The organism is Pseudonocardia sp. GCM10023141, from assembly GCF_042653605.1.
The window spans coordinates 74,561-86,756 of sequence record NZ_JBHSIR010000060.1 but is presented as its reverse complement, the minus strand read 5'-3'; the positions used below and the strand labels follow the sequence as shown (position 1 = coordinate 86,756).

The window sequence follows — 12,196 nt, the reverse complement described above, 5'->3', positions numbered from 1 at the left end:
TGCCGGCGAGGACTCGATCAGGACCCGCCGAACTCGGCCTTCCAGGCCTTGAACCCGCCGTCGATGTCGGTGGCGTTGTGCAGGCCGATGTCCTGCAGCGACGCCGCCGCGAGGCTCGACGAGTAGCCCTCCGAGCAGAACAGCACCCACGTGACGTCGTGATCGACGGCCTCCGGGATGCGCGCGTCGGACGTGGGGTCCAGCCGCCACTCGATGTGGTTGCGCTCGATCACCAGCGCCCCGGCGATCTCGCCCTCCTGCTCGCGCTGCCAGCCGGGGCGGGTGTCGACGAGGTACGCGCCGTGCGCCACCAGCTCCGCTGCCCGGCGCGGATCCGGGCGGTCCAGCCGCGCCCTCGCCGCTTCGAGCAGATCGTTCACCGTGCGGGTCATCCCACTCCCTCCGAGGAGCCGGCCGCCGTCAGCACCGTACGGGTGCGGCGCAGGCGACGCTCCGGCTCGACGCTGTAGTACGACATGGCCGTCAGAGGCGGAGAATAGGCGTGCACGCTGACCGCGGGTGTGGCGGAGTGGTTGCCGACGTCGTGCACGTGCCCCAGCGGGAAGCCCGCGCTGCGGCCGGCACCGAAGCTGCGGGCGCGCAGGCCCTGCCCGGTCCAGCGCTGCTCCTGCAGCGCCCCCGACACCACCGTCAGCGCGCCGAGCGAGCCCGCGTGGTCGTGCAGCTCCGCCACCTGCTCGAACGCCCAGCTGATCAGCCACACGTCGACGTAGGCGTCACTGCGGATCAGCCGGTACCAGCGCCGGTCGGGATCCACCACCACCTGGTGCACGCCGGCGCGCACCTCATCGGCGACCTCACGGGTGAGCGCGGTCAGGTCGGACAGGGCAAGGGGCGTGGGTGCGTGCAGCAGCACGGAGGTACTCCAGTGACGAGGTCGAGCGAGCGGACGGGGTACGTCAGCTCGTGCGACAGCACTGGTCGAAGTGGTCGGCCCGGCGACATCCCCAGATCTCTCCGAGGTGAGCGGCGGGCGACATGACTCCATATCACCACAGCAGCGGTCCCGCCTGCCACTTCCTCCCAATTCTGGATGGCGGGGCAGCAAATGTCCGACATCGTCGAGACGGTCAGCGGTGCGCGTCGAGCCAGTTGCGCAGGTCCTTGAGCGGGGCGTCGCGCTCCGGCTCGTTGTAGATCTCGTGCCACAGCCCCTCGTACCAGCGCACCGTCTGGTCCGGGGACCCGCTGCTGGCCTCGAGCGCCCGCGTGCCGGCCGGATCGGTGAGGACGTCGGCGGAGCCGTGCTGCAGCAGCAGCGGCAGGCGCAGCGAGCGCGCCCGCGCCGGGAGCACCCCGAACTGGCCGAAGAGCGCGGCCGAGAGTCCGAGCGTCGGGTTTCCCTGGTGCACCAACGGGTCTGACTGGTACGCCGCGACGACAGCGGGATCCTTGCTGATCTTCGTGCCGTCGATGCCGGCCGGGCGCAGCGTCGGGGCCACCTTCGCGAGCAGCCGCAGCACGGGGACGGCCGCCTTCGGCACGGCGTTGCTGGCCAGTGCCGGCGCGGAGAGCACCAGGCCCTTCAGGTCGGGCTGGTGATCCAGCGCGTAGGCCAGCGCGATCTGCCCGCCCATGCTGTGGCCGAGCAGGAACACCGGCAGGCCCTCGTGGCGCGCCACGACGGTGCGGCGGAACACGTCGAAGTCCGACAGCCAGTCGGCGTAGTCGTCGAGGTGCGCGCGGCGGCCACCGGAACGACCGTGGCCGCGGTGATCGACGCCGTACACCGCCCACCCGTCGGGGACGAGCGCGTCGACGACGTTGCCGTAGCGGCCCGAGTGCTCGCCGAGCCCGTGGCAGAGCAGCACCACTCCGGTGGGTGGCGCGGCCGGGAGCCAGCCCTGCCAGAACAACTCGACGCCGCGGGCGCCCGCGAGCCTGCCCTCGACGTGTACCGGCTGGTCCGCCATCCACCTGCTCCATCCGCCTGCCTGCACCGCTCGTCGCGGTGAACCTATCGGGCAGGAGACGTCAGCGGTGACCGATCATCATGTCGTCACCGTCCGACGGAGCCGGCCCGCTCGGGATCCCGGCCGGCTCGAGGTCGATGTCGTGGCGCAGCTCGGTCTCGTCGGCCACCTCCAGCAGCACCGCGACCGGCTCGCAGTCGGCAGCCGTGACCGAGAGGCCGTACTCCCCCGCGGCCAGGTCGGCGATCCGGTAGAAGCCGTCGGTGTCGCTGTCGACCGTGTCGACGATCTCGCCGTCCTGCACGAGCGTCAGGCGGGCACCGACGATCGGGCCGTCCTCGCCGTACACGCCGCCGGTCAGTGACGCCGACCGCGCCAGCAGCACCTCGGCGTCGACGGCCTCGCGGCCCACGGTGATGGCCACCGCACCCGGCTGGTGGTCGGGGGCCGTGGACACCAGCACGTACCCGCCGGGGTGCGGGGCCCGCAGCTCGCCGCGTCCCTCGCCGTCGGTGGTGTGGGTGGCCGTGTCGCGGCCTCGGTCATCGAGCAGCGAGACGGTGGCATCGGCGATGCCGGTGCCGTCGCGCCCCACCACCCGGACGCGGACGGGCTGTGCGGCACCGTCGTCCTCGATGTCGACGGCCTCCTCGACACCGGCCAGTGAGACGACCGGCTCACCGTCGGGCTCACCGGCAGCCTCGGAGAAGCCGAACGTGCGAAGCAGGGCCAGGTCGGCGGCGGCCTGTTCCGCGGCCGTCTCCGCTGCGGTGCGGCGCGGACGGGCCGCGGTGCGGACACCGGCGTAGGCCGCCTGCCCACCGTGGGGCTCATCAGGTGCGAGCGGCGAGACCACGTCGACGGGCCCCATCGGCGGATCGGCGGGCGGGAAGGCCGCAGGGCGCACGATCACGGGATCGGGCGCGCCGGAGGTCGCGGGACGCACACCCGCGGACGGCACGACGGGTGATGGTTCGGCTGCCGTGGGTGAGGACACCGTCACAGTGTGCGCGCTGTCCGGCGCGATGTCGTTCCCGGTGTCCTCGACGGGCCGGCCGTCGGGCGCATCGCCCGTTGCCTCCTCGTCGGCCACCTCGTCGGCAACCTCGTCCGACATGGCGGGTTCGACCGGCAGCGGCGGCACCACGGCCAGCGGCCGCGGCGCTGCCGGGCGCTCGGACGGCGACGGCACCACGGCGAGCGGCCGGAGGACGGGGAGCTCGCCGGGCTCGGCAGCAGGGGCCACGGCCAGCGACCGCGCCGCGGGCGCGACATCGCCACCCTCGGATCGGTTCGCGGACGGCACGACCACCAGCGGGCGCGGGCCGGACGCAGCGTCTGCCCCCTCGGCCTCGGTGGCGGTGGCGGGCTGAGTCTCCGAAACGGGCTGGGTCTCCGAAACGGGCTGGGGCATCTCCTCCGGCGGCGTCCATACGGCATCCTGCGCGGCCGGGGCCGGCACGCCGGGCTTGGGGAGCGCGCGGAAGACCGGCTCGGCGGTGGTGGCGGCCGCCGTGGTGACAGCGGGAGCGTCGTGCTCGGCCGCGTCGACCTCCGCCCAGTCGGTGTAACCGGACCAGCTCGCGTCCTCGGCGCCGCGCTCCGGCGCGATCCACACCGGCGCGGCAGAACGGACTTCGGCGGGGGCGGGCTCTGGCTGCGGCGGCGCACCCGGATCGCCTTCCTGTGCCCAGAACTTGCTCTCGCCGTTGGCGACCCGGGCGGCCCGGCCCCACGGGGTGTCGGTGGCACGGCTGGGCTCGGCGGGCGGCGCGGCGACCGGCTCCGACGCGTCGTGCGGAGCGACGAGATCGGCGACCGGCGGCAGCGAGGCCGGCAGCGCGGGTGGGACGACCGCGACGGGCGGCTCGGCGGCGGCAACGGGAGTGGCCGCGGCGGGCCGCGCGGATACCGCGGGCTCGACAGCAGCGGCCGGCTCGGCGCTGACAACGGGCTCGGCGGCGGGCTCGGCGGCGGCAACCGGCTCGACGCCATCGGCGGGCTCGGCCGTGCGCACCGGCTCCGGCCGGGTACCCGCCTCGGCCCGCAGCCGCACGAGATCGGCGACGGTGCGCGGCTGCTGCTCGACCGGCTCGGGTGCGCGCTTGCGCCGTGTGACCAGGCCCAACACGACGAACAACGCGACGACGATCACAAGGAGGATCACCGCCACCAGACCCAGCGTGCTCATCCCGGCACTCTCCGCTCTATCACCACTGCGTGCCGCACCCCCGGCTCGGGACGCACCTTGGGGCTGAGGGGGTGGCGGACGATTCGCCCGCAGGTTGCAACCTAGCATCAGGTGGCCCCGCGATCAGGTTGCGGGCGACGGCGTGTTCCCGCAGCTCACGGCCATGATCGCTGTCATGCACAACCGCCTGGATGGCAAGATCTGGGCGTGTCCGTCACCCGTTCCGCTGCCGAGCCCGCCGCCGAATCCGCTGCCGAGGCGGTGTGGACGGCGTGGACGAGCGGCCGGCGCCTCGCCGCGCTGCCCTCCGCTGTCCGCCCGCGTGACGTCGCAGCGGGCGTCGCGGTCCAGGAGGCGCTCCGCGCGCTGGCCGGGCCTGCCTACGGGTGGAAGCTCGCCGCCACGTCGACGGCGGGTCAGGCCCACATCGGCGTCGAGGGGCCGCTGATCGGTCCGCTGTTCTCCCGGTTCCGGCACGAGAGTGGCGACGTGCTGGCCTCCGAGGGCATGCACATGCGTGTCGCCGAGGCCGAGTTCGCGTTCGTCATGGGTACGGACGTGGCGGCGGGTGCGTCCGGTGACGAGCTGCTCGACGCCGTCGGCGCACTGCACATCGCCCTCGAGCTCCCGGACTCGCGCTTCGCGGCGTTCGAAACGGCCGGTGGCGCGCAGCTCGTCGCCGACTGCGCCTGCGCGGGCCGGTTCGTGCTCGGGCCGGAGGTGCCGGACTGGCGCGACCTCGACCTGTCCACATGGCCCACCGCCCTGTGGATAAACGGGGTCCAGGCGTCCTCCGGGAGCGGCGCTGCCGTGCTCGGCGATCCCTGCACGGCGCTGACCTGGGCCGCCGCGGACCTGCCCCGGTACGGGCGATCCCTGCGGGCCGGAGAGGTCGTCACCACCGGCACCACCACCCCGCCGCCCCCGATCGGCCCTGGCGACGCGGTGCGCGCGGATTTCGGGGCGCTCGGCGAGATCACGGTCGCGTTCACACCCTGAGCGCTGCCCGCCCCGCCGGATTCGGATGCGCCCAGCACGCGGGCGGGGCATCATCTCCGGGTGTGGAGTCGACGCGACTGGACCGATGGCTGTGGGCGGTGCGGCTGACCAAGACCCGCCCGGACGCCGCTGCGGCCTGCCGTGGCGGGCACGTGCGGGTCAACGACCGGCCCGCCAAGCCCGCCACGATGGTCTCCCCGGGTGACGAGGTGCGCGCCCGCGTCCACGACACCACGCGCATCGTCGAGGTGGTGCGGGTGATCCAGAAGCGGGTCGGGGCCGCCGACGCCGCCACCTGCTTCATCGACCGGACACCTGCACCGCCGCCGCTGGCCGCTATCCCGGTGGCCCGCCGCGACCGGGGTGCCGGACGCCCGACCAAGCGCGAGCGCCGCGTCCTCGACGAGTTCCGCAGCGGTCTGCTCTAGGCCGCAGCGGCGATTCGGCGCCGGTGGCCGAGCGCGCAGTGGCTCATGATCCAACCGGAACCTGTGGGCGTTGATCACCAGTCCGGCGCAACGGGACCCCAATCCCTCGGCACACTGACCTTCCTGCCATCAGGCAACCCAGCACAGCGGGCTACGGAGCGACCGGCTCGGCCACCTGCACCACCGGCTTCGTCGAGCGCTCCCGCAGCCCGAGCGCCGTCACCGAGGCCACCACCACGCCCAGCCCGACCCACTGGCTCCAGGACAGGTGCGCACCCAGCAACGTCACCCCGATCAGCGCCGCGGTCACCGGGAACGCCATCTCGGCCAGCGTCGCCCGCGCAGCCGCGGTGGAACGCAGGCCCACGTAGTACAGCGCGAGACCGAGCAGGCCGGGGATCAGCGCGAGCAGCACGAGCGGCCCGAACTGCGCGATCGTGACGGCCACCGGCGCGCCCTGCACGCCCAGGACGATGGCGGCGGCGGGCAGCCCGATGGCGAACCGCAGCACCGTGACGTCACGGCTCGAGGTCTCGACGCTGACCAGCCTGCCCAGCACGGTGCCCACCGCCCACAGCACCGCCGCTCCGACGGCCAGCAGTGCCGAGGTGACGGCGGACGGCGCCACCGAGAACGGGTTCGCGAACGCCATCAGCCACGCTCCGGCGAGCGCCGGTATCGCGAAGAGCCAGTAGCTGCGCCGCACCCGCTCGCCGATCAGCACGGCGGCGGCGATCACCGCGACCAGTGGCTGCAGCTTCTGCAGCACCAGCGGCGTGATCGGGTCGCCGTACTTGAACGCGGCGGTGAACAGGGCGGTCGCGATCGCCGACGACCCGGCGCCGATCACCAGGAACGCCACGCGGGCCTTCGGCGTCGCCGCTCGGAACGCCTGCACCGCCGCCGGCAGGAACGGCACCAGCACGACGACGATCAGCAGGTGTTCCCAGAACACGATCGTCGCCGCAGGGAGCTGACCCGCCAGCGGTTGGCGCAGCAGCGCGTCGGTTCCCCAGAGTGCGGCCGCGATCGCGACCAGCCATGTCCGGTCCGGCCCGGTTTCACGTCGATCCACATCACGCCCCAACGCGCAGGACGTCCGATCCATACCGGTTGGGAGCGCTCGGGTTCGGGTAGTCGTGCTCATCGAGACCCAGCAGCCAGGCAAGACACGGTCGGTGAGGCGCAGGCGCCCCGCCAGACTGGTGCTGCGCCTGACCGGGCCGATGCTGGCGGCCGGGTTGGGCCGCGTCCGCCAGCGGATCGCCACCTGGGCCGCCGCGGCCGGGATGGGCCCCGACGACGTCGACGACATCGTGCTCGCCACCCACGAGGCCCTCGCGAACGTGGCCGATCACGCCTACCCCGACGGTGGAGCCGAAGCGTGGCTGGAGGCCGGACCCGCGGAATCCGACGAGCTGAGGGTGCTGGTGCGCGACCACGGCAGGTGGCGGCCCCCACCTGCCGATCCCGGTCCGCGCGGCCACGGGATGGTGCTGATCGCGGGGCTCGCCCAGCGCGTCACGGTGCAGAGCACCGACGCGGGGACGACCGTCGCCATGTACTGGCGACTGCCGCCCGCCGCCGTCGGCTGAACGCTCCGGCGTCGGTCAGTGGGTGACCGGCAGGTCCCCGTCGACGATCGTGGGCACCGGCGCCTCCGGGGCGTCCTCCTGGTCGGGGGCATGCCGCACCGGGGTTGCCTCGGCAGGCTCCTCAGGCTGCTGGGCCGCGTCGCCGCCGCAGGTCGCCGAGCCGATGGTGATCGTCTGCAGCGAGCCGGAGAAGTCGAGGCTCTTGCCGAGCGTGCTGGTCAGCTGCCCGACGAGCCCGCCGACGGTGGCGGCCGGGTCCAGCTTGGTGCCGAGCAGGTCACCCAGTGCCGGGACGGCCGAGCGCTCCGACGCCGTCAGCGGCTTGTCGACGTCGGCCTTGCCCGCCGGCAGGAGCTCCAGCTTGATGCCGGTGACGGTGACCGAGCCGTCGCCGTTGCGCGTCTCCCCACCCAGCGACACCCGCAGCAGCGGCGAGACGTTGATCGTGTTGCGCGACTCCGAGTCGGTGGGCAGCGGGGTGCCCAGCACCGAACCGTTGACGATCTGGAGCTTGCCGTGCCCGTCGACGCAGGACGTGCGGATGAGGTCGGCACGCAGCAGCCCGGCCAGGTTCAGCTGCGCCACCGAGGTCTCGGCCGCACCGCGCTGCGCCTGCACGGTGAACAACCCCGCCGTCAGGCCGCCGTTCGCGGCGCCGGGCACGAGCTTGCTCAGTCCGAGCAGCTCGTCACGCACGAGCTTCCCGTCGCGCGAGACGACAGCGGGGATCGGGTCGATGTGCAGCGCGCCGCTGGCCGAGAGCCCGTACGCCGAAGCCGGGCGCGCCTCAGCGGCCACCGCGGTGGTCGACCCGAGCACGAGCACGGCCACAGCGGTGGCCGCTGCGATGGCCGCGGCACCCGCACCAGCGAGCTTCTTGCTGTTCACGGTGGTGGATCCCCTCAATCGTCAGTGATCAGAACGACGGTCCCGAGTGGCACGCCGGTCAGGTGGTCGAGTGCGTCCGACGGGACGCGGATGCAGCCGTCGCTGCTCGCGGCGCCGAAGACGTCGTCGGTGGGCCAGGTGTGGATCGCGACGGTGCCGGGGCCGCCACCGAACGAGTCGAGGGTCGGGCTGTGCGCACCGAGCGGCAGGATCACCGGCGAGTACTTCTGCTTCGGGTCGCGGAACGCGCCGAGCACGAAGGTGCGCACGGCGGGCGTGGGTGCGGACGCCTTGCCGGTGCCGACCGTCCAGCTCCCCACCATGTCGTTGCCGCGGCGCAGGTCCAGCCGCTTGGACTCCAGGTGCACCGCGATCGTGTACGGCGTCCGGGCGGCAGTGGTGTCGCCTGCGCGCAGCCAGCCCGTCGACCCGTTGGGCTTGGACGGCAGCAGCACCCGTACCCACCCGGGCTGCTGGCCGATCACCGGGAGCCAGACGTCGCCGAACTGCGCCGGCTGTATCCGGGCGATGGCCCGGCCACCGGCGCTGTCGTAGATCACTGATTCGTGCACGGGGTGCACCACGATGCCGTCGGTGGCCGTCGCGGCCGTGTCGCGGGGCGCCCCGCCGATCGTCGTGTAGGTGGTGCTCAGCGGCAGGCCGGCCGGGATGGGCTCCGGATCGGCCGCGGGGGCGGCAGCGGGTGTCGCGGCTGCTGCGGGCAGCTGCGCCGCCGGGGCCGGCGCCGGGCTCGGCCCGGCGACCCCGAGCGCCACGACGATGGCGACGAGCACCCCGACGACACCGCCTGCCGCCCAGGCCAGCATCGAGCGGCGGGACGGCGGGCGCGACGGCGCCGGCGGACGCGGAGCGGTGTGCAGTGCCATGGGACCCAACCGACGGATGGACAGGGAGCGCTTCCGGGCTCCCCCGTCAGATGACTCTGCGAGATCACTCGGTTGCGCAGTGCGCATCCGGTGAACGACCAGATCCCCAGGAGGTTACTCATCATGTCCGTTCGATGACAATGCGTCATCTATGTGCACGTTGAGTGATTGGTGGTGTCAGTGTGCAACCAACCCGATCACGGGAAGGGGTTGTGCTCCCGCGCACTGTCGGGCTCCTCGAGCGCGACCTCCTCGAGCACGAACTTCTCGATGTCGAGCACGAAGCCGCGCACCGTGGTGTCGGGCATGAGGAACGGGTCGTGCCGCAACCGCGCCATCCCGCGCCGGACGTTGACCACCGGATCGACGAAGGCGTGCGTGCGCCACGGCGGGCGCATCCCGACGTCCACGGCGAGCTCCTCGGAGAACTCTTCGTCGGTGAAGGTCGAGAGGCCACACTGGGTGTGCTGCACCAGGAACACGTCACGCGTGCCCAGCTTGCGCTGGCTGATCGTCAGTGAGCGCACAACGTCGTCGGTGACCACCCCGCCCGCGTTGCGGAGCACGTGCACCTCGCCCAGTTCCAGCCCGAACAGCGCAAAGGCGTCGATGCGGGAGTCCATGCACGTCAACACGACCGTGTGGAGGCTCGGCACCACTGACAGACCACGCGCGTTCGCCGCAGCAAGCCGCCCACCGCCCGCGTGATAGCGGCGCAACAGCTCTTCGTCGCTCACGCCACCTACGGTAGGTCGAGAACGCTATCTCGTGCAGGTGAAGTGATGAGCGTCCGATCGGGGCCCGCACGTGAACTGCGACGGCCTCGACCGCATCCTGCCGATCGGGACCCGGATCACGGTGGCCACCGGCGAGACCGTCGAGGTGCGCCCCGTCGCGTCCGAGCCGGAGAACGGCGCCACATCCAGAGGTCATGCGGTACCGTGACCTCGACTGCTTCGAAAAAAGAAGCACCGCTGCGAGGAGGAAGCCGTGCCGTTCGCCGTCCAGGAGCTGCTCAACCTGTCCGATCCAGATGCCGTCCTCGCGGAGGACGTGACGTTCCACAGCCCGATCCGCAGCTACACGGGCCGGGCCGACGTCGCGCACCTGTTCACCACGATCGGCCAGGTCCTCACGGGCATCGAGGAGCAGCACCGGCACGTCTCCGGTGCGCGCAGCCTCGCCGAGTTCACCGGGCGGGCCGGCGAGGACACCCTCAACGGTGTCTTCGTCCAGGTCGCCGACGAGCAGGGCAGGCTCGTCGAGGCGACGCTGCTGCTGCGCCCCTTCGCGGAGCTGCGGGCGTCGATCATGCGCATGGCCGAGCTGCTCGAGGCCCACCCGCTGCCGAGCAAGCGGTGACGTCGCGCCCCAGGCGTCCGATCATGGCGCTGTTCGACGTGATCGGGCAGCGCTGGACGTTGCGGATCATGTGGGAGCTGCACTCCCACGCGCCCCTCACGTTCCGCGAGCTGCAGCAGCGCTGCGGCGGGCTCTCGTCGAGCGTGCTCAGCGGCCGCCTCGACGTGCTGCGTGAGGTGCGGCTGGCCACGGCCACGCCTGCGGGCTACCAGCTCACCGGGCAGGGCGAGTCGCTCACGACCCACCTGCTCCCCCTCAGCCGCTGGTCGGAGCAATGGGTGGCGGAGCTGGATGCTGGTTAGCCCTCCGCCCAGCCCGCCCGCCCGAGGATCTCGCGGATCATCGACCCCTTGGCGTCGGCGTAGAAGTTGATGTCGCGCCACTCCCGCCGCGCCAGCTCGCGCTTGACCGCGGCGTAGCGGTCGCGGTCGGCGGCGTCGGCGCGGAGCCGGTCCCGGAACAGCAGCACCCGCCGCACCTCCGGATCGTCGGGCGCCCAGCAGTGCAGGTTGACCGGCTCGGCGGGCTCCCCGATGCGCAGGCAGCGATGGCCGGGCTCGCGGACGCGCAGCTCGTAGCCGAGCGCCGTGAGCTCCGGGAGGTAGGCGGGCTCGTCGTCCGGATCGGCGACGCACAGGACCATGTCGACGATCGGCTTCGCGACGAGGCCCGGCACCGATGTCGACCCATGGTGCTCGATGCGCAGCGCGCGCTCACCGAGCACTGCCCGCAACTGCGCGGCGCGCCACGCGAACCGCACGGTCCACTCCGGATCGGGCTCGGCGAGCACGACGCGCGCCGGTTGCAGCCCGCGGAGCAGGACGGTGGCGAGATGGTCGCCGGTCAGTGGTTCGGGCATCGCAACACCCTTCGCCGGTCAGCGGGCCAACGTAGCGCGCGTCAGGCGCGGACCGCAGCCCCGTCGCGGTGGAGCGCACCGCCCATCGCGAAACCCCCGCAGCCCAGCAGCACGACGAGCGCGGCGACCGAGAACGAGGTCTGCAGGGGCGGAGCGGCGAGCGGGGACACCCCGGTTGCCGACTCGACGCCGACCACGGCCGTCAACACCGCGTAGGCGATCGCCCCGACCCCGACGATCGCGGTCCGTCGCCGCTCGCTCCCATTGTCGAACCGGAGCAGCCACGCGAGCCCCGGCAGGACGAGGATCCCGTGCATGGCGACGAAGTGCAGCGGCTTGAGCGCGCCGGCGGTGTCGTAGGCCAGCTGCGGGTTCCCGCCGCGCGCCTCGACGACGCCGGTCGCGATCATGACCGCGCCGGCGCCGAGCGCGACCAGCAGTAACCCGAACCCGGCCCGCAGCGCCACCCGCATGCTGGGGGTGATCGCGCCGACGCCCACGACGGCGGCAGCGGCGAACCCGACCGCGACCAGGATGATCACCCCGCCCCCGGCCGCGAGCGTCATGGACACGGCGTTGTCGAACCCCGTCTCGAAGTTGAAGTGCGACGGCACACCACGCCACGCCTGCATGCTGACCAGCACCGTCTCCACGACGCTCGCTGCGATGAACAGCCCCAGCAACAGGTTCCGCACCCGCGACCGCACCGTGAGATATGACGTGGCCCAGGCGACGGACGCGAGCGTCACCCCGAACGACAGGCCGAACGTCGTCGGCTTCCGCAGCGACAGCGGCCCCTCCCAACTCCCGCCGGACACCACGAGCACCCCGAGGTGCACCACCCCGCTCGCGAAGAGCACTGCAGCGAGGACGTAGGCGACCCGCTCCACCCACCTGCCCTCGTCCCAGATCGAACGCACTGCCCCCCGGGATGTGGTCATGAGGCGATGGTGGGCGCCGCGCCCACCTGCGGACAATCCCCTCAGGGAGGCGCCCGCCTACGCCCGCAGGCGTAGGCCGGGGACGGCATCGCGAGGTGGGTAGGCTGTGGGG

General features: G+C 72.8%; 15 protein-coding genes. 5 read left to right on the top strand and 10 right to left on the bottom strand.

Features of this window, described 5'->3' with window-relative positions; translation table 11 throughout:
* Window positions 1-17: 17 nt before the first annotated feature.
* The 4 genes from ACFPFQ_RS34295 to ACFPFQ_RS34280 form a co-directional block, all read right to left on the bottom strand.
* Entirely contained in the window at window positions 18-392 is a 375-nt protein-coding gene (locus ACFPFQ_RS34295) for a rhodanese-like domain-containing protein (RefSeq protein ID WP_379626422.1), read from the bottom strand.
* A complete protein-coding gene (locus ACFPFQ_RS34290) occupies window positions 389-877 on the bottom strand; it encodes a cysteine dioxygenase (RefSeq protein WP_379626420.1) in 489 nt (162 codons plus the stop codon). The genes ACFPFQ_RS34295 and ACFPFQ_RS34290 overlap by 4 nt, the downstream gene beginning before the upstream one ends.
* A gap of 214 nt (window positions 878-1,091) precedes the next feature.
* A complete protein-coding gene (locus ACFPFQ_RS34285; protein WP_379626418.1) occupies window positions 1,092-1,934 on the bottom strand; it encodes an alpha/beta hydrolase in 843 nt (280 codons plus the stop codon).
* A gap of 61 nt (window positions 1,935-1,995) precedes the next feature.
* Window positions 1,996-4,125, bottom strand: a complete 2,130-nt coding sequence (locus tag ACFPFQ_RS34280; RefSeq protein WP_379626416.1) for a carboxypeptidase regulatory-like domain-containing protein — start codon at window positions 4,123-4,125, stop codon at window positions 1,996-1,998.
* 207 nt (window positions 4,126-4,332) lie between these two features.
* Between ACFPFQ_RS34280 and ACFPFQ_RS34275 the strand changes: the two genes are divergently transcribed.
* Window positions 4,333-5,124: a 2-keto-4-pentenoate hydratase gene (locus ACFPFQ_RS34275; protein WP_379626414.1), complete on the top strand. Its 792-nt coding sequence runs from the start codon at window positions 4,333-4,335 to the stop codon at window positions 5,122-5,124.
* 62 nt (window positions 5,125-5,186) lie between these two features.
* A complete protein-coding gene (locus ACFPFQ_RS34270; protein WP_379626412.1) occupies window positions 5,187-5,552 on the top strand; it encodes an RNA-binding S4 domain-containing protein in 366 nt (121 codons plus the stop codon).
* A 151-nt stretch (window positions 5,553-5,703) separates the two neighbouring features.
* Here the strand turns inward: ACFPFQ_RS34270 and ACFPFQ_RS34265 are convergent, their stop codons facing one another.
* Window positions 5,704-6,627: a DMT family transporter gene (locus tag ACFPFQ_RS34265; protein ID WP_379626410.1), complete on the bottom strand. Its 924-nt coding sequence runs from the start codon at window positions 6,625-6,627 to the stop codon at window positions 5,704-5,706.
* Window positions 6,628-6,730: 103 nt separating this feature from the next.
* On the opposite strand from ACFPFQ_RS34265, the gene ACFPFQ_RS34260 reads away from it, so the two are divergent.
* On the top strand, window positions 6,731-7,147 hold the full coding sequence (locus tag ACFPFQ_RS34260; RefSeq protein WP_379626408.1) for an ATP-binding protein: 417 nt from the start codon (window positions 6,731-6,733) through the stop codon (window positions 7,145-7,147).
* 15 nt (window positions 7,148-7,162) lie between these two features.
* On the opposite strand, the gene ACFPFQ_RS34255 is transcribed toward ACFPFQ_RS34260, so the two are convergent.
* The 3 genes from ACFPFQ_RS34255 to ACFPFQ_RS34245 form a co-directional block, all read right to left on the bottom strand.
* Window positions 7,163-8,035 (bottom strand): hypothetical protein, encoded by an 873-nt coding sequence (locus ACFPFQ_RS34255; protein ID WP_379626406.1) that lies wholly within the window; start codon window positions 8,033-8,035, stop codon window positions 7,163-7,165.
* 14 nt (window positions 8,036-8,049) lie between these two features.
* Complete coding sequence (locus tag ACFPFQ_RS34250; RefSeq protein ID WP_379626404.1) at window positions 8,050-8,922, bottom strand: L,D-transpeptidase; 873 nt, start codon at window positions 8,920-8,922, stop codon at window positions 8,050-8,052.
* Between the two features lie 197 nt (window positions 8,923-9,119).
* Window positions 9,120-9,659 carry a beta-class carbonic anhydrase gene (locus ACFPFQ_RS34245; RefSeq protein ID WP_379626402.1) on the bottom strand — a complete coding sequence of 180 codons (540 nt, stop codon included), beginning with the start codon at window positions 9,657-9,659 and terminating at the stop codon, window positions 9,120-9,122.
* Window positions 9,660-9,912: 253 nt separating this feature from the next.
* On the opposite strand from ACFPFQ_RS34245, the gene ACFPFQ_RS34240 reads away from it, so the two are divergent.
* Both ACFPFQ_RS34240 and ACFPFQ_RS34235 read left to right on the top strand, forming a co-directional pair.
* Window positions 9,913-10,284 (top strand): nuclear transport factor 2 family protein, encoded by a 372-nt coding sequence (locus ACFPFQ_RS34240; protein ID WP_379626401.1) that lies wholly within the window; start codon window positions 9,913-9,915, stop codon window positions 10,282-10,284.
* Complete coding sequence (locus tag ACFPFQ_RS34235) at window positions 10,281-10,586, top strand: winged helix-turn-helix transcriptional regulator (protein WP_379626399.1); 306 nt, start codon at window positions 10,281-10,283, stop codon at window positions 10,584-10,586. Before ACFPFQ_RS34240 ends, ACFPFQ_RS34235 begins: the two co-directional genes overlap by 4 nt.
* Here ACFPFQ_RS34235 and ACFPFQ_RS34230 read toward each other — a convergent pair.
* Both ACFPFQ_RS34230 and ACFPFQ_RS34225 read right to left on the bottom strand, forming a co-directional pair.
* Window positions 10,583-11,143: a GrpB family protein gene (locus tag ACFPFQ_RS34230; RefSeq protein ID WP_379626397.1), complete on the bottom strand. Its 561-nt coding sequence runs from the start codon at window positions 11,141-11,143 to the stop codon at window positions 10,583-10,585. The genes ACFPFQ_RS34235 and ACFPFQ_RS34230 overlap by 4 nt on opposite strands.
* A 41-nt stretch (window positions 11,144-11,184) precedes the next feature.
* On the bottom strand, window positions 11,185-12,084 hold the full coding sequence (locus tag ACFPFQ_RS34225) for a hypothetical protein (RefSeq protein WP_379626395.1): 900 nt from the start codon (window positions 12,082-12,084) through the stop codon (window positions 11,185-11,187).
* Window positions 12,085-12,196 lie beyond the last annotated feature (112 nt).

Coding starts and splice junctions, on each gene's coding strand:
- ACFPFQ_RS34225 (WP_379626395.1), bottom strand. CDS start 12,084: ATGACCACATCCCGGGGGGCAGTGCGTTCGATCTGGGACGAGGGCAGG.
- ACFPFQ_RS34280 (WP_379626416.1), bottom strand. CDS start 4,125: ATGAGCACGCTGGGTCTGGTGGCGGTGATCCTCCTTGTGATCGTCGTC.
- ACFPFQ_RS34285 (WP_379626418.1), bottom strand. CDS start 1,934: ATGGCGGACCAGCCGGTACACGTCGAGGGCAGGCTCGCGGGCGCCCGC.
- ACFPFQ_RS34295 (WP_379626422.1), bottom strand. CDS start 392: ATGACCCGCACGGTGAACGATCTGCTCGAAGCGGCGAGGGCGCGGCTG.
- ACFPFQ_RS34230 (WP_379626397.1), bottom strand. CDS start 11,143: ATGCCCGAACCACTGACCGGCGACCATCTCGCCACCGTCCTGCTCCGC.
- ACFPFQ_RS34250 (WP_379626404.1), bottom strand. CDS start 8,922: ATGGCACTGCACACCGCTCCGCGTCCGCCGGCGCCGTCGCGCCCGCCG.